The sequence below is a fragment of the Nonomuraea sp. NPDC050663 genome (assembly GCF_044456985.1).
Lineage (GTDB): Bacteria > Actinomycetota > Actinomycetes > Streptosporangiales > Streptosporangiaceae > Nonomuraea.
The window spans coordinates 114,304-137,396 of record NZ_JBITGL010000004.1 but is presented as its reverse complement, the minus strand read 5'-3'; the positions used below and the strand labels follow the sequence as shown (position 1 = coordinate 137,396).

The 23,093-nt window shown below is 71.2% G+C and carries 20 protein-coding genes; 7 read left to right on the top strand and 13 right to left on the bottom strand.

What is annotated here, in order from left to right:
* Position 1 precedes the first annotated feature (1 nt).
* Both ACIBH1_RS13865 and ACIBH1_RS13860 read right to left on the bottom strand, forming a co-directional pair.
* Entirely contained in the window at positions 2–754 is a 753-nt protein-coding gene (locus ACIBH1_RS13865; protein WP_397314069.1) for a virginiamycin B lyase, read from the bottom strand.
* Between the two features lie 26 nt (positions 755–780).
* Entirely contained in the window at positions 781–2,220 is a 1,440-nt protein-coding gene (locus tag ACIBH1_RS13860) for an ABC-F family ATP-binding cassette domain-containing protein (protein ID WP_397314068.1), read from the bottom strand.
* Between the two features lie 54 nt (positions 2,221–2,274).
* On the opposite strand from ACIBH1_RS13860, the gene ACIBH1_RS13855 reads away from it, so the two are divergent.
* Positions 2,275–2,853, top strand: a complete 579-nt coding sequence (locus ACIBH1_RS13855; protein WP_397314067.1) for a TetR/AcrR family transcriptional regulator — start codon at positions 2,275–2,277, stop codon at positions 2,851–2,853.
* Here the strand turns inward: ACIBH1_RS13855 and ACIBH1_RS13850 are convergent.
* Entirely contained in the window at positions 2,846–4,444 is a 1,599-nt protein-coding gene (locus ACIBH1_RS13850; protein WP_397314066.1) for a serine/threonine-protein kinase, read from the bottom strand. The two genes, ACIBH1_RS13855 and ACIBH1_RS13850, sit on opposite strands and share 8 nt — an antisense overlap.
* Before the next feature lie 69 nt (positions 4,445–4,513).
* On the opposite strand from ACIBH1_RS13850, the gene ACIBH1_RS13845 reads away from it, so the two are divergent.
* On the top strand, positions 4,514–4,900 hold the full coding sequence (locus ACIBH1_RS13845) for a RidA family protein (RefSeq protein ID WP_397314065.1): 387 nt from the start codon (positions 4,514–4,516) through the stop codon (positions 4,898–4,900).
* Here the strand turns inward: ACIBH1_RS13845 and ACIBH1_RS13840 are convergent.
* The 6 genes from ACIBH1_RS13840 to ACIBH1_RS13815 all read right to left on the bottom strand — a co-directional run bounded on the left by ACIBH1_RS13840 (position 4,894) and on the right by ACIBH1_RS13815 (position 12,479).
* A complete protein-coding gene (locus ACIBH1_RS13840; RefSeq protein ID WP_397314064.1) occupies positions 4,894–8,025 on the bottom strand; it encodes a hypothetical protein in 3,132 nt (1,043 codons plus the stop codon). The two genes, ACIBH1_RS13845 and ACIBH1_RS13840, sit on opposite strands and share 7 nt — an antisense overlap.
* A gap of 76 nt (positions 8,026–8,101) precedes the next feature.
* Complete coding sequence (locus tag ACIBH1_RS13835) at positions 8,102–8,680, bottom strand: HAD family hydrolase (protein WP_397314063.1); 579 nt, start codon at positions 8,678–8,680, stop codon at positions 8,102–8,104.
* Positions 8,670–9,752 (bottom strand): ABC transporter ATP-binding protein, encoded by a 1,083-nt coding sequence (locus ACIBH1_RS13830; RefSeq protein WP_397314062.1) that lies wholly within the window; start codon positions 9,750–9,752, stop codon positions 8,670–8,672. The genes ACIBH1_RS13835 and ACIBH1_RS13830 overlap by 11 nt, the downstream gene beginning before the upstream one ends.
* Positions 9,749–10,555 (bottom strand): ABC transporter permease, encoded by an 807-nt coding sequence (locus ACIBH1_RS13825; RefSeq protein ID WP_397314061.1) that lies wholly within the window; start codon positions 10,553–10,555, stop codon positions 9,749–9,751. The genes ACIBH1_RS13830 and ACIBH1_RS13825 overlap by 4 nt, the downstream gene beginning before the upstream one ends.
* Complete coding sequence (locus tag ACIBH1_RS13820) at positions 10,543–11,334, bottom strand: ABC transporter permease (RefSeq protein ID WP_397314060.1); 792 nt, start codon at positions 11,332–11,334, stop codon at positions 10,543–10,545. The genes ACIBH1_RS13825 and ACIBH1_RS13820 overlap by 13 nt, the downstream gene beginning before the upstream one ends.
* A complete protein-coding gene (locus ACIBH1_RS13815) occupies positions 11,334–12,479 on the bottom strand; it encodes an ABC transporter substrate-binding protein (protein ID WP_397314059.1) in 1,146 nt (381 codons plus the stop codon). The genes ACIBH1_RS13820 and ACIBH1_RS13815 overlap by 1 nt, the downstream gene beginning before the upstream one ends.
* A gap of 100 nt (positions 12,480–12,579) precedes the next feature.
* On the opposite strand from ACIBH1_RS13815, the gene ACIBH1_RS13810 reads away from it, so the two are divergent.
* The 3 genes from ACIBH1_RS13810 to ACIBH1_RS13800 all read left to right on the top strand — a co-directional run bounded on the left by ACIBH1_RS13810 (position 12,580) and on the right by ACIBH1_RS13800 (position 17,192).
* Entirely contained in the window at positions 12,580–13,311 is a 732-nt protein-coding gene (locus ACIBH1_RS13810; protein ID WP_397314058.1) for a GntR family transcriptional regulator, read from the top strand.
* 78 nt (positions 13,312–13,389) lie between these two features.
* On the top strand, positions 13,390–13,656 hold the full coding sequence (locus ACIBH1_RS13805; RefSeq protein ID WP_181612319.1) for a DUF6504 family protein: 267 nt from the start codon (positions 13,390–13,392) through the stop codon (positions 13,654–13,656).
* Positions 13,656–17,192 carry a DNA polymerase III subunit alpha gene (locus tag ACIBH1_RS13800; protein ID WP_397314057.1) on the top strand — a complete coding sequence of 1,179 codons (3,537 nt, stop codon included), beginning with the start codon at positions 13,656–13,658 and terminating at the stop codon, positions 17,190–17,192. Before ACIBH1_RS13805 ends, ACIBH1_RS13800 begins: the two co-directional genes overlap by 1 nt.
* Before the next feature lie 3 nt (positions 17,193–17,195).
* Here the strand turns inward: ACIBH1_RS13800 and ACIBH1_RS13795 are convergent, their stop codons facing one another.
* The 3 genes from ACIBH1_RS13795 to ACIBH1_RS13785 all read right to left on the bottom strand — a co-directional run bounded on the left by ACIBH1_RS13795 (position 17,196) and on the right by ACIBH1_RS13785 (position 19,408).
* Entirely contained in the window at positions 17,196–18,029 is an 834-nt protein-coding gene (locus tag ACIBH1_RS13795; RefSeq protein WP_397314056.1) for an SDR family oxidoreductase, read from the bottom strand.
* 35 nt (positions 18,030–18,064) lie between these two features.
* Positions 18,065–18,697 (bottom strand): DUF4328 domain-containing protein, encoded by a 633-nt coding sequence (locus tag ACIBH1_RS13790; RefSeq protein ID WP_397314055.1) that lies wholly within the window; start codon positions 18,695–18,697, stop codon positions 18,065–18,067.
* Positions 18,698–18,766: 69 nt separating this feature from the next.
* The gene (locus tag ACIBH1_RS13785) at positions 18,767–19,408 is read right to left on the bottom strand and encodes a response regulator (RefSeq protein WP_397314054.1); all 642 of its coding nucleotides are present in this window, start codon (positions 19,406–19,408) and stop codon (positions 18,767–18,769) included.
* A 91-nt stretch (positions 19,409–19,499) separates the two neighbouring features.
* Between ACIBH1_RS13785 and ACIBH1_RS13780 the strand changes: the two genes are divergently transcribed.
* Together ACIBH1_RS13780 and ACIBH1_RS13775 are read left to right on the top strand one after the other, a co-directional pair.
* Positions 19,500–20,219, top strand: coding sequence for an ABC transporter ATP-binding protein (locus ACIBH1_RS13780; protein ID WP_397314053.1), 720 nt, complete (start codon positions 19,500–19,502; stop codon positions 20,217–20,219).
* Positions 20,216–22,135, top strand: a complete 1,920-nt coding sequence (locus ACIBH1_RS13775; protein WP_397314052.1) for an FtsX-like permease family protein — start codon at positions 20,216–20,218, stop codon at positions 22,133–22,135. Before ACIBH1_RS13780 ends, ACIBH1_RS13775 begins: the two co-directional genes overlap by 4 nt.
* Here the strand turns inward: ACIBH1_RS13775 and ACIBH1_RS13770 are convergent.
* Positions 22,132–23,070, bottom strand: a complete 939-nt coding sequence (locus tag ACIBH1_RS13770; protein WP_397314051.1) for an alpha/beta fold hydrolase — start codon at positions 23,068–23,070, stop codon at positions 22,132–22,134. The two genes, ACIBH1_RS13775 and ACIBH1_RS13770, sit on opposite strands and share 4 nt — an antisense overlap.
* Positions 23,071–23,093 lie beyond the last annotated feature (23 nt).

Sequence of the window (23,093 nt, the reverse complement as noted above, 5' to 3'; positions counted from 1 at the left end):
ATTAAACCCGGTGCAGAACCCCGGACTCGAGGGCGACCCACAGATCGTCGGTGAGGCCGTGGGGCTCGGTGCCCGGCAGGTCGTATTCGGTGATCTCGCCGTCGGGCGTGATGCGCCCCAGCCGGTGCACGCCCCACTCGGTGAACCACAACGCCCCGTCTCGGCCCGTCACGATGGCGTGCGGCCTGGCGCCCCGGTCGGGCAGCGGGAACTCGGTGATCGTGCCGTCCGCGGCGATCCGGCCGATCTGGCCGGCGCCGATCTCGACGAACCACATCGCGCCGTCGGGCCCCGCCGTGATGCCCACCGGCATGCCTCCCTCGGTGGGCAGCGGGAAGCGCGTGACCTGCCCGGAGGCGATCCTGGCGATCGCGTTGCCCTGGTTGAGCGTCACCCACAGGGTCCCGTCGGGACCCGCGGCGATGGCCGAGGGCATGCCCTCCATCTCGTAGGACTCGCCGCCGAGGCGGGAGACCCTGTCGGCCTGGACCTGGGTGAACCACAACCCGCCGTCGGGGGCGAAGCACAGGCCGTATGGCGAGGCGGCCTCGACGAAGCTCACCTCGTCACCCGCGATCCGGCCGATGCGGTCGCCGGGGTAGTCGGCGAACCACATGGCCCCGTCGGGCCCGGCGACGATCACCGTGGGCTGCCCGCCGACCTCGAACGTGTCGACCACGCCGTCGGTGAGGCGCCCGACCCTGCCTTCCTTCGCCATCGTGAACCACAACGCCCCGCCGGGACCGTGTGCCACCCCGTAAGGAGAACCGTCGACGCGCATCAGACAGCCACCGTCCTTCCCTCGAATCGTTCGCGCAGCGCCCGGTCGTGGGTGACCACGACCAGCGCTCCCTCGTAGTCGCGCAGTGCCTGCTCCAGCTCCTCCACCAGGGCCGGCGACAGGTGGTTGGTGGGCTCGTCGAGCAGCAGCAGATCGTGCTCGCCCGCGAGCACCCGCGCCAGCGCCAGGCGCCTGCGCTGGCCTTCGGACAACGCGCCCACCCTGACCTCCAGCGTCTCGGGGTGGAACAACCCGGTCGCCAGCAACTCCTCGCGGTCGCCGCCGTAGGCCTGGAGCAGGGTCTGGGCGGGGTCGAAGCGCTCTTCCTGGCGCAGGTAGCCGACCCGGCCGCGGGCCTGCTCGTACATGCTGTCCAGCAGGGTGGTCTTGCCCGAGCCGTTGGGACCGGTGACCAGCAGCCGCTCGCCGCGCCCTGAGGTGGTGAAGCCGCCCCTGAAGCGCAGGGGCTCCGGGGGCCTGGGCACCGGATGGTCCTCCAGCCTCCGCACCCGCTCGGCCGCCTGCCGTACCCGGGAGGAGATCGAGCTCTGCACCCGCCCGGCGTTGCGGTCGTAGGCCATCTTGTTGTTGTCCTTCATGGACCGACCCGCGGCCACCCGGTGGGCGGTGGTGGAGGCGTGCTCCCTGAGGGCGGCGATCTCCGCCAGCCACTCGTCGTAGGCCTGCTCCCACCGGGCGCGGGCGGCGGCCTTGGCCCGGGTGAAGGAGGTGTAGTCGCCGCCGAAGCGGGTGACGCCGCCGTCGGCGACCTCGATGATCACGGTGGCGACGCGGTCGAGGAAGAGCCGGTCGTGCGAGATCACCACGACGGTGCCGCGATGGCCGCGCAGCCGTTCCTCCAGCCAGGTCAGCGCCGCCTCGTCGAGGTGGTTGGTCGGCTCGTCGAGCAGCAGCACCTCGGGGGAGGCGGCCAGCAGGCAGGCGAGGGCCAGGCGGGCCCGCTCGCCTCCCGACAGGGTGCGCAGGGGGCGGTCGCGTTCGATGCCGGCCAAGCCCAGGCCGTGCATGGACTTGTCGACCCGCGCGTCGGCCTCGTAGCCGTCGCGCGCCTCGAAGGCGGTCAGCAGCTCGCCGTAGGCCTGCATGTCCTGCTCCTCGGCGGCCCGCAGCATGCGCCGCTCCAGCTCGCGCAGCTCGGCCAGCGCCTGGTCGACGGCCTCCTGGACGGTGCTCGCGCCGAGGGTCTGCTCCAGATGCCCTGCCTGGCCGGTGAGGAGCACTTCGCCCTCGTCGGGCTGCTCGTTTCCGCCGAGGATGCGCAGGAGCGTGGATTTGCCGCTGCCGTTCTCTCCGACGATGCCCGCGCGTTCGCCGGGCTTGATGGACAGGGTGACGTGGTCGAGGACGAGGCGGTCGCCGTACGACTTGGTGATCCCGCGAAGGGTGAGCTGGGTGGTCAGGTGGAACTCCAATCGCAACTTGTGTAGCTTTAAGGTAGCTCAGCATTCCACCTAATGCAACAGGAGTAGCTTTTGCAACGTCCAGGAGGGCGCAGCGCCCGCGTGCGCGACGCCGTACGGCAGGCCACGCTGGCCGAACTCGCCGAGCACGGCTTCCAGGCGCTGACGGTGGAGAACGTCGCCCTGCGCTCGGGCGTGCACAAGACCACCGTCTACCGGCGCTGGGGCAACGCGGAGGGTCTGGTCGCCGATGCGCTGGCGCTGGCCGAGGAGGAGCCGTGGCCGGTGCCCGACACCGGCTCGGTCCAGGAGGATCTGCGCGGCATCGCCCTGCTCGTGCAGTCGGGATTCGCCGACCCCGCGATGGGCCCGGTCTCGTCGGCCTTCGTCGCCGCAGCCATGCAGGACCGCGCCGCCGCCGAGGCGCTGCACCGCTTCTTCGCCGCCCGCCACGACCAGTCGGCCGCGGTCGTACGGCAGGCGGTCGAGCGCGGAGAGCTGCCCGCCTCCGTCGACGCCGAGGAGGTGATCAGGGTGGCGGTGGCGCCGATCTACTACCGGCTCTTCGTCACCCACGAGCCGGTCACGCCGGAAGACGCGATCCGGTCGGCGGACGCCGCGCTGGCCGCCGCCCGCGCCGGGGTCATTTAGCCGTGGAGCCGCGCAGCTCGAAGTTGTCGTAGACGGCCTTCAGCACCGACTCGCTGCCCTTCTGGACCCGGGAGAACATGCCCACGTGGCCGGGCGCCAGCCCGCCGGAGTCCTCGACGCGCTGGACCTCCTTGCCGTTGATCCACAACGTCAGCCGCACCGAGCCGCCCGCCTGCTCGCAGGAGGCTTCGAGGCGGTTCTTCTCGCGCGGCTTGAAGCCCTCCACCTTGACGGGGCTCTCCAGGTTGCTGCCCGCCTGCTTGACGACCTTGCGGATGCGGGCCTCGCCCGTGGTGCTCACGGCGAACTCGTAGTAGGTGCCGTCGCCGTCGCCCCGGCACCACAGGCCGTATTCGCCGTTGCCCACCACGCTCCTGACGGTCGCGTCGACCCCGATCACCACCGAGTCGGGCACCCGCGCGGTGGGCGAGTCGGAGGGCATCGGCGTCGCGGTGGGCTCGCCGACGAGGAAGGGGATCGGCGCCTGGGCGAACTCCTCCTCGCTGTACGGCGCGGCGTCCAGGCCGTAGGCGCCGTCGTTGGTGTAGCCGTAGCTGTGGTCGCTGTCGGTGTTGTAGGTGCCGCGCCAGTCGCCCGAGGCGTTGGTGAAGTCGTCGCCGTAGACGCGCGGCAGGTTGGGCGGCGCGCTCGAGGTGAGCAGCGCCCACGCCGTCACCGCGCCGCCCGCCAGCACCGCGAGCGCCGCGGCGGCGCCGATCAGCATGCCCTTGCGGCCCGCCTTCCTGGCCGGGGCCTGCGTGTAGGGGGTGGTGTGCGACTGCTGCCAGTTCACCTGGGCGGTCTGCTGCGCCTGGCGGCCGACGAGATGGTCGAGCAGCTGCTGCGCGGTCGGGCGCCGCTGCGGATCCTTGATCAGCGCCGCCTGGACCAGCTCCCGCAGCCCGGGCTCCACCCCCGACAGGTCGGGCTCGGTGTTGAGCACCTGGTAGACGATCGCGGGAAGCGCCTCGCCGCCGAACGGCGCCCGCCCGGTGGCCGCGTAGGTCATCAGGCAGCCCCACGAGAAGACGTCGCACGCGGCCGAGACCGGCTCGCCGCGCAGCACCTCGGGAGCCATGTAGCGCGGGGTGCCGATCAGCTCGCCGGTGCCCGTGACGCCGCCGAGCATGTCGAGCGCGCGGGCGATGCCGAAGTCGATCACCCGGGGGCCGATGGGGGACAGCAGCACGTTCGACGGCTTGAGGTCGCGGTGCACGACCCCGGCCCCGTGGATCGCCGTCAGCGCGGTGGCCACGCTCACGGCCAGGGCGTCGAGGTTGGAGCCCTTGAGCGGCCCGCTCTGCCGGACGGCCTCCTCGAGGTTGGGGCCCGGCACGTATTCGGTGACCACGTAGAGCTGGTCGCCCGCGAGGTCGGCGTCGAGCACGGCCGCCGTCGAGAACCGCCGCACCCGCTGCGCGGCCTCCGCCTCGCGCCTGAAGCGCATGCGGAACTGCTCGTGCTGGGAGAACTCGGGGTTGATCACCTTGACCGCGACGCGCGTGCCCTGGGGGTCCTCCGCCAGGTAGACGGTGCCCATGCCGCCCCTGCCCAGGACTTGCAGCAGGCGATAGCGTCCGATCTGGTTCACGGTCGGTCAGCTTAGTGGCAATCGTCCCCTCCCTCCACGGGTCAGGGGCCGCCAGCTAGGGTTCCGCGCATGACAGAGCGACGTACGATCCTCAGCGGCTCCACCTTCGAGGAGCAGATCGGCTACGCCCGTGCCGTGGTGCACGGTGACCAGGTGTACGTGTCCGGCACCACCGGGTTCGACTACTCCACGATGACGATCTCCGACGACGTGGTGGAGCAGGCCGAGCAGTGCCTGCGCAACATCGGGGCCGCGCTGGCCGAGGCGGGCTGCACGTTCGCCGACGTGGTCCGGGTGCGCTACCTGCTGCCCGACGCGGCCGACTTCGAGCCGTGCTGGCCGGTCCTGCGCCGGTGTTTCGGCGAGGTCCGGCCAGCGGCCACCATGCTCGTCTGCGGGCTCGCGGACCCGCGGATGAGAATCGAGATCGAGGTCGACGCCCGCCGGCGTCAGTAGACCTCGCTCCTGTTGTTGACGATCTCGTCCAGCAAGGCGGTGGCGTCGGAGTACCTCTGCGCCGTCGCGCTGCTCACCGGCAGGGCGAGCGTCGCGAACGCGTACCTGACCGCCGCGCCCACCGTGCCCGTGCCGAGCCGGCGGGAGAGCGCGGAGTCGATCCGGGTGGAGGCGTTGATGTGCCTGGCGGCCAGGTCGAGCAGGGCCGCCGCCAGCTGGAACCTGGCCGGCGCCGGTTGCGGGCCGTTCGCCGACAGGACGGCGCCCGCCTCCGCGTTGCTCAGCTCACCGTCGCCCGACGAGTCGAACCGCTGGTCCGTGGCCTGCACGCGGGCCAGCAGCTCCCAGGTGCGCTCCTCCGGGTGCGTCTTCCAGTAGCCGTGGGAGCGGGGGGCACGCGACGGCGTGACCTCGGTGACGCCGGTCGTGGCCGAGTCGGTCACCGGGTCGTAGGTGCAGCCCTTGGCGTTGCCGTACGTCACCGAAGCCGTGTCGGGCAGCTGCGCGCCGGCCGTGAACAGCAGGCTGGGCCTGGCCGTGAACCGCACCGACAGGTCCTGCGCCGCGGCGAGGGTGCCGAGCGTCCACGTCAGCGTCGTGGTCCCGTCGGCGTTGCGGGTGACCGTGTCCGGCTTGGGCCCGGCGCCCCGGTCGAGAGCCTTGCTGTAGTACACCTCGGCGGGCAGCGTGTCGGTGAGCACGACGCCGGTGGCGTTCGCGCTGCCGACGTTGGCGACCTCGATGTCGATCGTCATCGCCTCGCCCGCGTTGACCGTGGCGGGCGCGGTCTTGTCGAGCGTGAGCCTGGGCGCGTGGATCGTGGTCGAGGCCTGCGCGCTGTTGTCACCGGTGTTCGCCTCGGCCCCGCCCGCCGTGTCCTCGGCGGTCACCGTCGCCTTGTTGGTCAGCACGCTCGCGTCGGCGGTGTCGCACGGGATCTCGTAGGTGAACGTCTCGGTGGCGCTGTTGCCCACTCCGAGGTACGGCAGGGCGCGCGTCTGGTCGGCCCCGGTGGGCGGGTCGTCGGTCACCTCGATGGAGGCGGCGGGCCCGGCCCCGATGTTGTCGAGCTTCACCTGGTAGGTGAGCGTGTCGCCGGGCTCGGCGTCGGCCTTGTCCACGGTCTTGCCGACCTTGACGTCGGGGTCGTAGAGGTTGAAGAACGACATCTCCTGGTTGACGACGGTCGCGAAGGTGAGCTCGTCCCCTGATCCCGTGCAGGTCGGCGCGCCCGCCGGGTAGCCGCTGCAGGCCGGGCCCCTGACGTCCGGCGACTGGATCGCCCGGTACTTGATCGCCGGCCAGTCGTTGTGGTCGGACAGGGTGGTCAGGCCCTTCTCCGCGTTGATGTCCACGGGCACGCCGGTGGCCTCGATGATCGGTGCCCCGGTCGCGGGGTTGGTGGAGTCGTTCCAGTTGAGCGGCGCGTTGCCGATGCCGGAACGCAGCGGCCTGAACCCGGTGGCGGGGTTGAGGACGGTCCACCAGAAGGTGAAGTCCGCGCCGTCGGCGATGCCGTTGTTCTCCAGCAACGAACCCTCGGCCAGCTGCGGCAGGGCGCCGGTCGAGAAGTCCAGCCGCACCGCGCCCTTCTGCCAGTCGCGCAGCTGGTTGACCAGCAGCGGCGGCGGGCTGTTGGGGATGCCCGTCTGGAAGAAGTAGTTCATGACGCTGAGGTAGTTGGGCTTGTACTGGTCGTTGTTGTCGCCGCCGTGCCGCAGGTTCAGCGCGTGGCCGAGCTCGTGCAGGATCGTGCCCGCCTGGTCGACCTCGGTGCCGACCCTGGCGTCCGCGGCCCCCGTGCCCACCGTGAGCACCTGGCGGTCGGTGGCGTGCCCGCTGGTGGAGTCGCAGATCCCGTTGTCGCCGACGTGGATCTGGGTGGTGCCGGCGGGGATGACGTCGTCGCCCGAGCGTGTGCTCTGGAGCATGCCGTCACCGGCGTAGTCGACGCCGAAGTCCACGACGCACATGGTCCGCCAGGAGCCGAGGGTGACGATGAAGTCCTTGTTGTTGTCCCTGGTGGGCTCGCAGCACTGGCCGGAGGTGCCGGGGCTGTTGACGCTCCCGGCGCCGTTGGTGGTCACGAGGTCGTGCGCGAAGATCGTGTAGTGCGCGTAGGGGGCGAGTTCCGGGCGCAGGTTCGCGGTCCTGGCGTTGCGGAAGTCGGCGTTGTTGGCCATCCCCATGAACGCCTGCTCGGCCAGCTGCGCACCGGGGATGTGCACGAAGTCGATGCCGTCGCTCCTGGTCCCCGGATACGGACACGGATCGGCCACCCTGACCGGCGCGGCCTCGAAGACGTCGCGCACCAGGGTGATCGCCCCGGCCTTGGGCTGGTGCGAGTGCGCGGTGGCGGGGGCCGCGTCGACCATGAAGTCGGTCTGCAGCACGATCGTCTTGCGGCACGGGTCGGCGCCCAGCGCGGGCAGGTTCGCGATCATCGCGCCCGACCTGTCGCGCACGCCGTTCAGCTCGACGGCGTCAGGGATGCCGTCGCCGTCGGCGTCGTTGACGATGCTGACGCCGATCCGGGTGATCCTGCCGTCGTTGTTGCGGGGGAAGCCGTGGTCGCCGTCGCCCTGGACGCAGCTCTGGCCCTTGGGCTGGCCGTTGGAGTGCGTGCAGGGAGTGCCGAAGACGAAGTCGTCGCCGGTCAGCGAGCCGGTGCGGAAGTCGTAGACCAGGTCCAGGACGACATCCTGGTCCCGGGGACTGATGTCCATCCGGTCCTCGTTGGAGTTGACCCCGGAGTCGTACTCCCACATCGCCACCGTGATGTTCACGGTGTCCTGGTCGCCGGGCAGATCGGTGTTGGTGAAGACCCAGCCGTTGGGGGCCTCCGGCAGCCCCTTCGGCTCGAACTCGTCGTCCTCGATCCGCGGCCCCTGCACCAGCGGCCCGTCGCCGATCTTGACGCGGGGGAAGTAGTCCCCTTCGCCCACGCCGCCGCTGTCCGGGTCCTCGATCTGCCGGAGATAGTCGATGGAGAAGGTCAGCGAGCGGCTCGGGGCGGCGGCGGCCGACCGCGTGGCCGTCGCCGGGATCATCGCCACGAGCAGCACCACCAACGCCCCGAGCGTCCACCAGCGACGCCGGGCACGCGCTCTGTGTTCAGCACTCACGATCGGTCCTCCTCGGGATTGCGCCTGAGAAGGATGGTGCGGGTGGCGGGAGGATGAACGCCTGAGTAGGTCGTACTCAATCCGCCAGTTCGCGCAGCGTCGGCAGGCGGCCGTGGCGTACCTCGAACACCCGGCAGCCCGCCGCCCGCGCCGCGGCGATCCCGGTGGGGCTGTCCTCCACCGCGACGCACCGCGCGGCCACCACGCCCAGCCGCGCCACCGCCTCCACATACGGGTCGGCGTGCGGTTTGCCCCTGGCCGTCTCGCCGTCGGCCACGGTGGTCTTGAACTCGTGCCCGTCGAGCAACGGCAGCACCCGGTCGACCACGCTCCTGGGTGAGGCGCTCACCAGGGCCGTGGGGATGCCCGCGTCGCCCAGCTCCGCGAGCAGCTCCAGGGCTCCGGGCAGGAGCTCGACCCCGGCGGCGACCCGCAGGTCGAACTCCTCGCCCAGCCGGTCGGCGACCGGGGCGGCGTCGCCGGGAGCCAGGTAGGCGGCGGTGTCGGCGATGGTGCGCCCGTACACGTGAGGCACGTCGGCCTCGCCCAGCGGCACGCCGAACTCGGCGGCGACCAGGGCGACGCACTCCCACCACAGCCCTTCCGTGTCGACAAGCGTGCCGTCCATGTCGAACAGCACGGCGTCACACCACACCGGCGGGATCCTCCGACGGGGTCACGGGCAGCGGCGCGTCGGCGCGGCGCGGGGCGACGAGGACCGGCCGCTCGACCAGCCTGACCGACACCTTGGTGCCGGGTCCCAGGCGCGTCGCCTCGTGGCCGGGCACATCCGCCAGCACCTCGCCGCCCTCCAGGGTGACGCGCAGCCGTACGGAGGCGCCGCGGAAGGAGGCGGCCACGATCTCCGCCCTCCCGCCGGGCTCCGGCTCCACGCGGATCGCCTCGGGCCGTACGAGCACGTCGACGTCGGTCAGCGAGGTGGCCGAGTCGAGCGGGAGCAACTGCCCCAGCACCGTCACCCGGTCGCCGGAGACGCGCCCCGGCAGGTGGTTCATCGTGCCGACGAACTCGGCCACGAACGGCGTGGCGGGACGGTCGTAGACCTCGGCGGGCGAGCCGCACTGCTCCAGCCGCCCATCGCGCAGCACGGCGACGCGGTCGGCGATCGACAGCGCCTCCTCCTGGTCGTGGGTGACGAAGACGGTCGTGATCCCGAGGTCGAGCTGCAGCCGCCGGATCTCCTCGCGCAGCCCCACCCTGACCTTGGCGTCGAGCGCCGACAGCGGCTCGTCGAGCAGCAGCACCCTGGGCTCCAGGGCCAGCGCCCTGGCCAGGGCCACACGCTGCTGCTGGCCGCCCGACAGCTGGTGCGGATAGCGGTCGGCGTGGGTGGCCAGGCCCACGAGCTCCAGGAGCTCCAGGGCCTTGGCCCGGCGCGTGGCCTGGGCGACCTTGCGCACCCGCAGCCCGAAGGCGACGTTGTCGAGCGCGTCGAGGTTGGGGAAGAGCGAGTAGGCCTGGAAGACCATGCCCGCGTCGCGCTTGTTGGCCGGGACGCGGGTGATGTCGTTGCCGTCGAGCAGCACCGCGCCGGAGTCGGGCGTCTCGAAGCCGGCCACGCAGCGCAGCGCCGTGGTCTTGCCGCACCCGGACGGCCCGAGCAGGGCGACGAGCTCGCCCGGCTCGATGGTGAGGTCGAAGCCGTCGAGGGCGACGGTCTTGCCGAAGGTACGGCGGAGCTGCCGGAACTCCAGTTGGGCGGTCACTTCGAGGCTCTCTTTCGGGAGATACCGGAAATGCTGAGCAGGAGCGCCCAGATCAGGACGAGGCTGAGCACCGAGGCGGCCACCGACATCTGCCCCTTGGACCCGGAGATGGTCACGATCCACACCGCGAACGGCTGGTAACCCAGGAGCGAGGCCATGGTGTACTCACCCAGCACCAGCGCCAGCGACAGGAACGCGGCGCTGGCCAGGGCCGAGCGCAGGTTCGGGATCAGCACGCGGAACATCACGTGCGGCCAGGAGGCGCCGAGGTTGCGCGCGGCCTCCACCAGGGTGCGCACGTCCATGGTGCGCAGGCCCGCGTCGAGGGCCCGGTAGACGAACGGCAGGACGAGGATGACGTAGGCGAAGACCAGCACCAGCGGGAAGGCGGTGCTGCGCATCGCGGTCAGCGTCGCCCAGAACGGGGTGGGCGCCAGGAGCTCGTTGCCGACCGCCAGCGACTTGCCGAAGCCGGAGACGAACGCGATCGGCGGGATGACGAGGGGGAGCGTGCAGACCACCTCGAGCACGGGACGCAGGCCGGGAGCCGCGAGCCGTACGGTGATCATCGCGGGCAGCATGAGCGCCAGGACCAGCACGATCGTGGCGGCGGCCAGGCCCAGCGACAGCAGCAGGCTGGCGGCGAACCCCTCGGTGACCAGCAGCTCCGTGTAGGGCGCCAGGGACAGGCCCTGCGCGGAGTTGTAGACGGTGAACCAGACCGAGCAGGCCAGCGGCACCAGGAAGTAGAGCGCGGCCAGCAGCCAGGTCACCCGCATGGCGGGGGTGTTCACTGCAGCCATCGGGTGCTCCTCCTCTGCAGCGGCACGTAGATCACCATGACCAGGGCGGCGACCACGACCATGTCGAGCGCGAGCGCCAGGCCCACGCTCTCGTAGCCGGTCTGCACGTCGCCCGAGAGCGCCGCGGCGATCTTCAGCGTGATCAGCGGCAGCACCGTGCCGGCGCCCATCGCCGCCGCCGTTGCGTAGGCGGCGAACGCCGAGCCGAACAGCAGCACGACCCCGCCCAGCAGGCCCGGGGTCAGCACCGGCAGCGCGACGTAACGCCAGTAGTGCCAGGTGGAGGCCCCGCTGTTCATCGCCGCCTCCCGCCACTGCGGCCTGAGCCCGTCGAGCGCGGGCGCGATGGCCAGCACCATGAGCGGGATGGAGAAGTACAGGTAGACGAGCGCCAGCCCCCAGAAGGAGAACAACGTCCCGAACGGCAGCCCCAGCACCGAGCTGATCGTGCCGGAGTTGCCGAGGGTCGCCACCCAGAAGAAGGCCAGCGGCACGCCGCCGAAGTTGGCCAGCACGCCGGAGGCGGTGAGCACGGCCTCGCGGAAGCGGGACCTGACGACCACCTGGGCCAGGAAGGTGCCCAGGACCGCGCCCAGCACCGCGACCACGGCCGAGAGCTTGACGCTGTTCAGCAGGGCGAGCAGGTAGCCGCCCTGCATGGTCAGCGCCAGGTTGCCCATGCCGCGGTCGAAGGCCCCCGCCACCATGGCGATGGCGGGGATCCCGAGGGCGAGCGCGGTGAAGACGAGCAGCGGCAGTGCGCCGATGATGCGCTTCATCAGCCCGCTACAGCCGCGTCCCAGCTCTTGGCCAGAGCGTCCTGCGCCGCCTTGGTCTGCGCCTCGGTCGGGAACTGGGCCTCGCCCTGGACGGGCGGCAGCTTGTCGGCCAGCGCCTTGTCGATGGTGCCGTCGGCCTGCATCGAAGGCATCAGCACCGGGCGGGCGCCGCCCTTGAGCCACAGGTTCTGGCCCTCGGCGCTGTAGAGGAACTCCTGCCACAGGCGCGCGGCGGCCGGGTGCGGGGCGTCCTTGTTGATGGCCTGCACGTAGTAGGAGGCGTAGACGCCGTCGGTGGGCACCGCGACCTGGAAGTCCAGGCCCTTGGGCATGAACTGCTCGCGGTATCCGGCGTTCAGGTAGTCCCAGTCGATCGAGATCGGCGTCTCGCCCTTCTCGACGGTCGCCGGGGTGGACTCGATCGGGTTGAAGTTGCCCGCGGCCTTGAGTTTCTTGAAGAACTCCACGCCGGGAGCGATGTCGTCGAGCGAGCCGCCGTTGGACAGCGAGGCCGCCCAGACGCCGCCGAAGGCCGAGCCGGACTTGTTCGGGTTGCCGTTGAGCGCGACCAGGCCCTTGTACTCGGGCTTGAGCAGGTCGGCGAAGGTCTGGGGGCAGGTGCCGACCTTCTTGGCCTCGCAGCCGATGGAGACGTAGCCGCCGTAGTCGTTGACCCACAGGCCGCCCGGGTCCTTCTGGCCCTCGGGGATCTTGTCGAAGGCCTGCACCTTGTAGGGCGCGAACAGGCCTTCCTTGGCGCCGGTGAAGGCCCACGACTGGCTGATGTCGACGACGTCGGGGGCGTTGGGCTGGCCCTTGCGGGTCTTCAGCGCGGTGATCTCGTCGGCGCTGGAGGCATCCGGGTTCTCGCTCTCGACCTTGATGCCGTACTTGGTCTCGAAGGCCTTGATGATCTCGCCGTAGTTGGCCCAGTCGGGCGGCAGGGCGATGACGTGGAGGTTGCCCTCCTTCTTGGCGGCCTCGACGAGCTTGTCCAGGCCGCCGAAGTCGGCGGCCGAGGTGGCGGCCTTGGCGTCCACGCCACCCGCCGCCGAGGGCTGGGTCTGGGTGGACGGTGCGGCGCCGCAGGCCGCGGTGACTACGGTAAGGGCTGCTATGAGACCTGCGACTCGCAAAGCGGACACGTCGCCTCCATAGAAATGGGATATGTCTGGACCATAGAAAACTTGTCCAGACAAGAACAGCCCTACTTCGTTGCGTTTCGGTGAATGGGAGTGGTCCTGAGTGGTTGCGCGGTATGAACACATAGCCGCTGAGCTGCGCGATGACATCATGAACGGCACACACCCGGTCGGGACTCTGTTGCCTTCGGAGTCAGAACTGGCTGCGCACTACCGTGCCGCCCGGGGCACCGTACGACAGGCGATCGCGGTCCTGGTGGCCGAAGGGCTGGTGGGTTCGCGGCAGGGCGCGCGGCGCATCGTGCTGGGCACCACCCGCAGCCAGAGCTTCGCCGAGCTGCACAGCTTCGCGCAGTGGGCGCGCGCCAACGGCTACCGGTTCGGCGGCCAGGTGATCTCCCAGCGCGGGCGGGCCGCCCGCGGCGTGGAGAGCGCCCGGCTGTCGTGCGCGACGGTGCTGGAGGTGATGCGGGTGCGCACCCTGGAGGGCGAGCCGGTGCTGCTGGAGCGGACCGTCTACGCCGACTGGATCGCGCCGGCCGTCGAGGCGCTGCCGGGCGACTGCGAATCGGTCACCCAGGCGCTGTTCGACTCGGTCGGGCTGATCTTCGCCTACGGGGAGCATCTCATCGACGCGGTCGCGGCGGGGGCGCAGGACTCCCGGTTGCTCGCCGTACGGCGGGGCAGCCCGTTGTTGCGCCAGCGGCGCATCACCACGACCCACGAGGGGCGGCCCGTCGAGTGGTCCGACGACCGCTACCGGGCGGGCAGCGTGGCCTTCAGCATCCGCAACTCGATCGGGGCCAACCCCCTCGTCCGCCAGCTTGCTTTTTGAGCCGTTGGAACGTATGTTCGATACGTAGCGCCCGTCTTCCCCCGGGCAGTTCGCGAGGACTCCTGGGAGAAGAGGATCTTGAGCAGACTCTATGGCGACCCCATCGAGGTGTGGACCCGCGACGGGGAGCCCACCCAGTTCGTCTGGCGCGACCGGCTCTACCTCGTCCGCCGCGTCCTCGATCACTGGGTGGTGGCCCGCGAATGGTGGAAGACCGGCGAGAACGACCCCGGCGAGCGGCAGTTCTGGCGCGTCGAGGCCAGCCCCGGCCGTGAGGCCGGCACCTACGAACTGCGCTTCGACACCGCCAGCGGCGGCTGGCTGCTGCTGAGGGCGTGGGACTGATGACACCCTTCGTCCACCTCCACGTCGCCTCCGCCTACTCCATGCGCTACGGCACCACCTTCCCTCCCGCGCTCGTCGCCAGGGCGGTCGAGCACGGCATGGACATGCTCGCGCTGACCGACCGCGACGGCCTCTACGGCGCCATCAAGCACGCCCAGGCCTGCGCCGACGCCGGGCTCAAGGCGGTCTTCGGCGTCGACCTCGCGCTCGCCTCCAGCGGGAAGGACCGGCCCAGGACCGGACCCGAATCCCAGGACCGGGTCACCGTGCTGGCCCGCTCCGATGCGTGGGCCTCGCTCTGCCGCCTGGTCACCGCCGCCCATCGTGCGGGGGAGCGAGGCTCGCCCACGGTCACCGCCGACCTGGTCGGCGCCCACCCCGGCCTGATCGTCCTGCTCGGGCCGCGCTCCGACGTCGGCAGGGCCGTCGCCGCCGGACGCGACGAGCAGGCCAGGGCCCTGCTGGAACGATGGCGCGCCAGCCTGACGGTGGCCGTCGAGGTGATCGACCAGTACGGCTACCGCGACGCCGCCACCGCGGTCCGCATGCTCGCCCTGGCCGAGTCGATGGGAGTGCCGGCGATCCTGACCAACGCCGTGCGCTACCTCGACCCCGCCGACCACCAGACCGGCGACGTGCTCGACGCCGCCCGCCAGCTGGTGCCGCTGCACCCCCGCCACCTGGAACGCGCCACCTCGCACGCCTACCTCAAGTCGACCAAGGAAATGCTCCAGGTCGCGCGGAAGATCTGCGGCGCCGACGAGCAGCGCATCACCCGCCTGCTGCGCACCACCCGCCGGCTGGCCGAGGCCTGCGCCATGGACCCCCTCCAGGTCCTCGGGCTCAAGGCGGGCCGGCTGAACCTGCCCGAGGTCGGCAGGGACCCGGTGCCGCTGCTGCGCAACCGCTGCTACGACGGCCTGTACGAGCGCGGGCTCGGCAACTCCGCCGACGCCAAGGACCGGCTGAGGCTGGAGCTGTCGATCATCGAGAGGAAGGAGCTGTCCGGCTACTTCATCTCCGTCGCCGGCATCACCGACCGCATCCGCGGCATGGACATCCGCTGCGCCATCCGCGGCTCGGGAGCGGGCAGCCTGGTCAACTACCTGCTGAGGATCGGCGAGATCAACCCGCTCGACCACGGCCTGCTGATGGAGCGTTTCCTGTCGGAGGGCCGCATCGGCCTGCCCGACATCGACATCGACGTCGAGTCCGCCCGCCGCCTCGACTGCTACAAGGCGATCTTCGACATGTACGGCGAGGCGCGCGTGGCCTGCGTGTCGATGATGGAGACCTACCGCGCCCGCAGCGCCATCCGCGACGTGGGCGCCGCCATGGGACTGCCCCCGCACGAGATCGACCTCATCGCCAAGGCCTTCCCGCACATCAGGGCCCGCCAGATCAGCTCCGCCCTGTCCGACCTGCCGGAACTGCGCGAGTCACGGCTCGGCGAGGCCGGGCTCGGCAAGGTCTTCTCCCTGGCCGAGAAGCTCGACGGCCTGCCCAGGCACATCGCCCTGCACCCGTGCGGCGTGCTCATCGGCAACTCCACCCTGCGCGACACCACGCCCATCGAGCGCAGCATGCTGGAGTTCCCGATGTCGCAGTTCGACAAGGACGACGTCGAGGAGGCCGGGCTGCTCAAGCTCGACGTGCTCGGCGTGCGCATGCAGTCGGCCATGGCCTACACGCTCAGCGAGATCAAGCGGGTCGACGATCTCGAGATCGAGCTCGACGCCGTGCCCCACGACGACTCCACCACCTACGACATGATCTGCGCCAGCCGTACCCTCGGGTGTTTCCAGATCGAGTCGCCCGGCCAGCGCGAGCTGGTCGCCAAGCTGGAGCCGCGCACGATGCACGACCTGATCGTCGACATCTCGCTGTTCCGCCCGGGACCGGTCAACTCCGACATGGTCACGCCCTACCTGGAGATGCGCCACGGCTGGCGGCCCTCCCGCTACCCGCACGAAGACCTGCACGACGCGCTGCGCGAGACCCACGGCGTGGTGGTCTTCCACGAGCAGGTGCTCAAGGTCATCGACGCCATGACCGACTGCGGGCTGTCGGAGGCCGAGAGGATGCGGCGCAGCCTGGCGGCCCCCGCGACCCGCGAGAACGTGCGCCAGTGGTTCTTCGCCTCGGTGCACAAGAGGTACTCCGCCGCCGTGGTCGAGGAGGCCTGGCGGGTGCTCGACGCCTTCGGCGCCTTCGGCTTCTGCAAGGCGCACGCCGCCGCCTTCGCGCTGCCCACCTACCAGTCGGCCTGGCTCAAACGCCACCACGCCGCCGCCTTCTTCGCCGGAGTGCTCACCCACGAGCCCGGCATGTACCCCCAGCGCGTGATCGTCGACGAGGCGCGGCAGTGCGGGGTGACCATCCTGCCGCTCGACATCAACAGATCGGGGCGGAACTGGCTGGTCGAGCGGCTCGGCATGGAGGTGCGGGTCGACCCCCAGTCCCTCGCGGGACCCGCCGGAGAGCAGGGGCCCAGGACCAGGTTCCACGCCGAGGAGCTCGGGCGCGGCTACGCCCTGCGCGTGCCGTTCTCCGCGGTCAAGGGCATCAGCGAGGCCGAGGTCGACCGCATGGTCGCCGGCCAGCCGTACACCTCGATGTCGGACTTCTGGGACCGCGCCAGGCCCTCGCGTCCCGTCATGGAACGCATCGTCCAGGTCGGCGGCCTCGACGGCCTGCACGAGCTGCACCCGGGCGACGGCGGGCCGCGCTGGCGGCCGGGCGAGCTCACCCGCCGCGACCTCATCGCCCAGGTCGGCGCCCTGGAACGGGCCTCCGCCTCGGGCGTCGGCGCGCGCCCGCGCGCCCGCAAGGGCTACGCCCCCCGCGCCGTCCTCGTACGGCAGAGCCCCGACGAGGCCGTCCAGATACCGCTGGGCTTCGCCGAGCACATCGCGCCAGGCGAACTGCCCGAGATGACCGAGACCGAGATGGTCGAGGCCGAACTGGAGATCCTCGGCATCGACGTCAGCCGCCACATCGTCAGCTTCCACGACGAGCTGCTCGACCTGCTCGGCGTGGTGCGCGCCAGAGACCTGCTGGAGCAGCGCAACGGCGCCCAGGTGCTGGTGGGCGGGGTCAAGGTGGCCACCCAGACCCCTGCCGTGCGCTCCGGCCAGCGCGTCATCTTCGCCACCCTCGACGACTCCACGGGGCCGGTCGACCTGACCTTCTTCGAGTCGGTGCAGGGACACTGCGCCTCCACGGTGTTCACCTCGTGGCTCATGGTGGCGCGCGGGGTGATCCGCCGCACCGGGCCCAAGGCGGTCTCCATGCGCGCTCTCGACTGCTGGAACCTCATCGACCTGGAGAAGCTCTGGCGCGCCCGCGGCCTCGACGCCGTCAGGGAACTGGTCGAGCGAGACCCGGCCGCCACGCCCGGCGTCACGGGCGGGCGCATCGAGTACGCCAACGGCTTCCTGCTCTCGCCGTACGCCGACCTCGGGCCCGCGATCGTCAGCCCGTCGCGGCAGCTCTGGCACGCCAGCCAGGGCAGCTCCGGTCCCGCCGCGGCGTGACCGTCACGAGGCCGCCAGCACCTCTTCCAGGGTCCTGGCCGGGTGGCCCGTCAGCTCGGGCACGGCCTGGCTGACGCCCTCCATCTCGCCGGCGGCGACCGCGGTGTAGGTCGACACCCACGCGTCGACCTGCCACCGCGGCGCGCCGTACCTCTCCCGGGAGGCGTAGGCCTCCTCGACGCTCTCCGGGTGGTAGGCGACCTTCCTGCCCAGCACGCGCGTCATCGTCTCGGCGACCTCGCCGAAGGTCAGCGCCCGCGGCCCCGTCAGGTCGTGGGTCCTGCCCGCGTGCGCGCCCGGATCCCGCAGCACCGCCACCGCGGCGTCCGCGATGTCGTCCTGCGCGACCATCGCCACCCGCCCCTGGCCCGCGGGCCCGCGGATCACCCCGTCGTCGCCCACCATGAACGGGGCGAAGTCGGCGTACAGGTTGTCGCGCAGGAAGGTGAACGGCAGACCACCGGCCCTAATGTGCTCCTCGGTGGCCCAGTGGTCGCGGGCCAGGGTGAACGTGGCCGAGGGCGAGGCTCCGTAGAACGAGACGTAGACCAGGTGCCCCACGCCCGCCGCGGCAGCCGCGTCGACGAAGGCCAGGTGCTGCTCCAGCCGGTCGGGCGCCTCGGAGGCCGACACCATCAGCACGACGTCGTGGCCGCTCAGCGCCTCCCGGACCCGCTCCCGCTCCCCGAACGCCGCCCGCACCACCGTGGCACCGGGCAGTGCCGGCGCCCTGGCGGGGTCACGGACCAGCATCGTCTGCGGCACCCCCGCCGCCGCCAGCCGCGCCGCCACCCGGCCCCCGAGCCGGCCGGTGGCACCCGTGATCGCGATCGTCATGCGGCGGTCCTCTCAGGTACGGCGCACGCGGCCGGTCACAGGGGCGCCGAGGTCATCGGGGCCGGGGCCATCACGCGGGCGCGGCTCGGTGAGGTCTGGATGCGGACGATCTCGCGGGCCGACATCGCGCACAGCAGGGCCGCGACGCACACCAGCGCCAGCTCGCGGATCCCCAGTCCCGTGAGCGTGTCGGCCGACGGGTCCGACAGGCGCAGGAAGATCGAGGCCGCCGCGGTGAGGAAGGCCAGCCACCACGCGGCGATCAGGACCAGCCACCGCGTCCGCCGGTCGTACGGCGGGCGGGAGTTCTTCCACACGTCGTCGACGAGCACGAGCGGCGCCGCCAGGTTGACGACCGGGACGAACCAGCCGGCGAGCACGGGAGCGGTGGCTGCCGCGCGGTCGTTGGCCTGGCGGGCGCGCACCAGCCAGGTCAGGTAGGCCGAGGCGGCGCCGAAGAAGGTGACGACCAGCAGCATGATGAGCACCGCGAAGGCGGTCACGTCACCGACGACGGCCTGCGCGGCGGTGCTGGAGTGGTCTCCGTTGATGGTGGCGATCTGGGTGGCGAGCCGGCTGCCGCGGGTCTCCTCGAAGACGACGAGCGCGGTGAGCGCGACGACCTGGGCGGCGAGGGTCACATAAAGGGCCCGGATGGTGAAGCGCACGAATCTTTCTCCCCCCGCTCCATGCGCTGAGGTGCTGATTCACTTCTATCCCGCCAAGCCCGTTGTTAATCAGTTCACCACGCCGGATTCCCATGCCCAAGCTGCGATTTCCACCCGATTTCTGGCACCGAGCTTCGTGAAGATGCTCCCAAGATGGGTCTTAACCGTCGAAAGGGAAACGAAGAGTTCCGCGGCCACTTCCTGGTTGGTCCTGCCGCGCGCGATCAGCCGTACGACGTCCAGCTCGCGGTCGGTCAGCGGCTCGTCGAGCGGCCTGGGCGCCGCGGGCTGCGCCAGGTGCTGCAGCAGGCGCACGGTGACCGACGGCGAGACGAGCGCGTCACCGTGGGCCGCGGCGCGGATGGCCTCCAGCAGCAGCGTCGGGCCGCTGTCCTTCAGCAGGAAGCCGGTGGCGCCGGAGCGCAGCGCGCCGTAGACGTACTCGTCGAGGTCGAAGGTGGTGACGATGACCACCCGCAGGGGGTCGGTGACGCCGGGGCCGGCCAGCAGGCGGGTGACCTCCAGGCCGTCGAGCTTGGGCATGCGGATGTCGAGCAGGCAGACGTCAGGACGCAGCCTCCTGGCCTCGGCCACGGCGGCGGCGCCGTCGGAGACCGCGGAGACGACCTCCATGTCCGGCTGGGCGTCGAGGATCATCTGGAAGCCGGTTCTGACGAGCTCTTGGTCGTCGGCGATGAGGACACGGATCACGCCCCCAGCTTAAGATCAGCCGTTCGGCCGATGCCGTACCGACCGCCCGACCGATCCGGCGCGAGGGCCCGCGGCGGCAGGCTCTCATGCCATGAGCGACGTACTGTCCGGACACTTCTTGACCAAACGATTCGGTCACACGACGGCCCTGGCCGGGGTGGACATCACCATCCACCAGGAAGAAGCGGTGGCGATCATGGGGCCGAGCGGCTCCGGCAAGTCCACCCTGCTGCACTGCCTGGCGGGCATCATGAAGCCGGACGAGGGCGAGGTGCACCTGATGGGCCACCGCGTCGACAACCTCGGCGAGCGCCGCCGCAGCGAGCTGCGCCGCACCCGGTTCGGCTTCGTCTTCCAGTTCGGCCAGCTGCTGCCCGAACTGCCCGCCGAGGAGAACGTGGCGCTGCCGCTGATGCTCGGCGGCGTGACCAGGACCCAGGCGGTACGGCAGGCGCGCGAGTGGTTCGCGCCGCTCGGCCTGCAGGGCATGGAGACGCGCCGCCCCGGCGAGTTGTCGGGCGGCCAGGCGCAGCGGGTGGCGATCGCCAGGGCGCTGGTCAGCAAGCCCGCTGTGGTCTTCGCCGACGAGCCGACGGGCGCGCTGGACCAGACGACGGGCCAGGAGACGATGCGCCTGCTGGTGGAGGCGACCAAGTACAACGGGGCGTGCCTGGTGGTGGTCACCCACGACCCGAACGTGGCCTCGTGGTGCGACCGCACGGTCGAGGTGCGCGACGGCCGCCTGACCGGCGACGGGCCGGGGGCGCACACGACGGTCCTGCCCGGCCTTCACGCCGGAGGTCACGCGTGAGCGGCACCCTCTCCCTCACCTGGCGGCTGCTGCGCGGAGGCGGCCGTCAGGGCATGCTCGGCACCTGGCTCACCCTCGGCGCGGTCGTGATCTCCACGGCGCTGCTGCTGTTCGCGGTGAGCGCCAACCTGGCCTTCGACGCGCGGGCCCAGCACGGCGCCTGGCGCAATCCCGTCGCCGCCGAGGGCGACGCGGTGGCGGTGCAGGCGACCCGCTGGGACTACGTGCGCGACAGCCCGATCCTCGTGGTCGAGCTGGCCGCGCTCAAGCCCGGCGCCCCTGCTCCTCCTGGGCTGAAGGCCTTCCCCGGGCCGGGCCAGACCTGGCTCTCCCCGGCGCTGAAGGACCTGGCGGACGAACTGCCGCAGGAGCAGCTCGCCGCGAGGTTCGGCCAGGTGCGCGGCGAGCTGGGCGAGCAGGCTCTGGTCCTGCCGTCCGAGCTGGTCGCGGTGGTCGGCCTGGAGCCGGGCGATCCGGCGTTCAAGGTGAAGCGCGACTACGGGGCGGCCTCCCCGACCCGGATCGCGAGCTTCGCCGGCGAGCCGACGGACGACGCGATCGCCTACCAGATGCTCGCCCTCATCGGCAGCGTGCTGATGGTCGTCCCGCTGCTGGTGTTCGGCGGGGCGGCGGCCAGGCTCACGGTCGCCCGGCGCGACCAGCGCCTGGCCGCGCTCCGGCTGATCGGCGCGACCCCCGGCCAGGTGGCGGGGATGACGGTGGCCGAGGCGGTGATGGTCGCGTTCGCGGGGGCCGCGGCCGGCACGCTCCTGTACGGCCTGGCCTCGCCCCTGCTCAGCCGCATCCCGATGCAGGGCGGAGCGTGGTTCGTCACCGATCTGCTGCCACCGCCGTGGGTGATGGGCCTGGTGCTGCTGGCCGTACCCCTGCTCGTGGGCCTGTCGGCGGTGGTGGGCCTGCGCCGGGTGGTGGTCAGCCCGCTGGGCGTGGCCAAGCGGGAGACGCCGCCGGCGATGCGGTTCGTGCGGGTGATCGCCCTGATCGTGGCGCTGGTGATGGTGCCGATGGTGAGCCGCGCGACGAGCGTCACGGTGATCGTGATCGTGGTCGGGCTGGCCTTCCTGGCGATCAACCTGGCCGGGCCGTGGGTGGTCGGCCTCATCGGCCGCATCACCGCCAAGAGGGCCCGCCGCGCGCACCAGCTCCTGGCCGGGCGCCGCCTGGTCGACGATCCGCGCGCCGCCTGGCGCACGGTGAGCGGGGTGGCGCTGACGGGGTTCGTCGCCGGCTTCCTCGGCCTGCTCAGCCCCAGCGCCGACCTGCTCGGCACGCGCGACGCCCACCAGCTGAGGTTGTCGGGTGACGTATCGGTGACCGAGGCGCGCGAACGGCTGGCCGGGGCGAAGGTGAAGGCCACCGTCGAGCGGAAGAAGGACATCCTGGTCGTGGCGCTGGGCACCGGCGCGAGCCAGGAGAACCTCGACCGGGCGCGCACCGCGCTGGCGGGCCTGTCGCCCGGCCGCTCGGCCTCGACCGAGACCGACGACGGCCTGGTCGACGGCCAGCTGCTGACCGACATCGCCACCGGCACGATCGTGGTGCTGGCCGTGTCGTTCCTGGTGGCGATCACCAGCGCGGGCATCACCGCGGCGTCGTCGGTCCTCGACAGGCGGCAGACGTACGCGCTGCTGCGCCTGGCAGGGACACCTCTGGAGGTGCTCGACCGGGCCAGGCGCTCGGAGACGCTGATCCCGCTGGTCATCATGGGCGGCGGCTCGATCGCGATCGGGATGTTCTGCGCGATGCCGTTCATGTTCGCCGGGATGAACGTGCGGGGGCTGGTGACGCTGCTGACCTGCGTGGCGGTCGGCTTCGCCGGGGTCCTGGCCGCGGGCGCGCTCAGCAGGCCGCTGCTGCGCTCGGTGACCCTGAACCCGGCGCCGCGTCCCGACTAGCGCGGGTGTCCGGCGGCCGGGTGCCTGGCCAGCCACGCGAGAATCGCCTGGTTCGTCTCCTCCGGCATCTCCTGCTGGATCCAGTGACCGCAGTCCAGGCTGACCACGTCCGCGTTGGGGACGAAATGCGTCAGCCTTTCAGACCTCGGGACCACGTCCCGGTCGCCGTAGATCATGAGGGCGGGTTGCCGGATGATGGGGTCCACATCGGCCAGCGCATGCCAGTTGCGGGTGGAGTTCCTGTACCAGTTGATGCCGCCCGTGAAGCCCGACGCTTCGAAGGCGGAGACGAAGACGTCCAGCTCGGCGTCGCTCATGATGGGCTCGCCGGGCGGCGTCTCCGCCCTGGCGAGGTCGATCAGAGCCATGCCCGGCTGAGGCTCCGCGGGAGGCAGGTTCTTCCGGAACATGTTGCGGAGGAAGCGGGCCGTGTTCTCTTCGAACACGGCGTCGGCGACGCCGGGATGCCGGTTGAAGTGGACGTAGTAGAAGTCGCCGCCCATCACGTCCTCGATGAACTCGACCCAGGGCTTCTCCCCGCGGTCCTGGTACGGCACGCTCAGGTTGATCACCTTGTCGACCCGGTTCGGATGCAGCAGGGTCAGTCCCCACACGACGATCGCCCCCCAATCGTGTCCGACGAAGGTGGCGGATTCGTAGCCGTAATGGTCGAGAAGCGCCACGAGATCACCCGACAGGTGGTCGATGTCGTAGTCGGTCACCTCGGCCGGGCGGGAGGAGTTTCCGTAGCCCCGCTGGTTCGGGACGATGACGTGGTAGCCCGCCGCGACCAGGGCGGGCACCTGGTGACGCCAGGAATAGGCGTGCTCCGGCCAGCCGTGGCAGAGCACGATGGGATTGCCCGCGTTCTGGCGGCCGGCTTCGAAGACTTCCAGCTTCACGCCGTTGACCGGGACAAGGGTGGGATCGAACATCGCGTTTCCTCCTGGAGATGGCC

Bases quoted from the DNA above. Each gene is read 5' to 3' on its own strand.
- ACIBH1_RS13845 (WP_397314065.1), top strand. From the start codon at position 4,514: ATGACAGAGCGACGTACGATCCTCAGCGGCTCCACCTTCGAGGAGCAG.
- ACIBH1_RS13825 (WP_397314061.1), bottom strand. From the start codon at position 10,555: ATGGCTGCAGTGAACACCCCCGCCATGCGGGTGACCTGGCTGCTGGCC.
- ACIBH1_RS13820 (WP_397314060.1), bottom strand. From the start codon at position 11,334: ATGAAGCGCATCATCGGCGCACTGCCGCTGCTCGTCTTCACCGCGCTC.
- ACIBH1_RS13800 (WP_397314057.1), top strand. From the start codon at position 13,656: ATGACACCCTTCGTCCACCTCCACGTCGCCTCCGCCTACTCCATGCGC.
- ACIBH1_RS13795 (WP_397314056.1), bottom strand. From the start codon at position 18,029: ATGACGATCGCGATCACGGGTGCCACCGGCCGGCTCGGGGGCCGGGTG.
- ACIBH1_RS13780 (WP_397314053.1), top strand. From the start codon at position 19,500: ATGAGCGACGTACTGTCCGGACACTTCTTGACCAAACGATTCGGTCAC.
- ACIBH1_RS13770 (WP_397314051.1), bottom strand. From the start codon at position 23,070: ATGTTCGATCCCACCCTTGTCCCGGTCAACGGCGTGAAGCTGGAAGTC.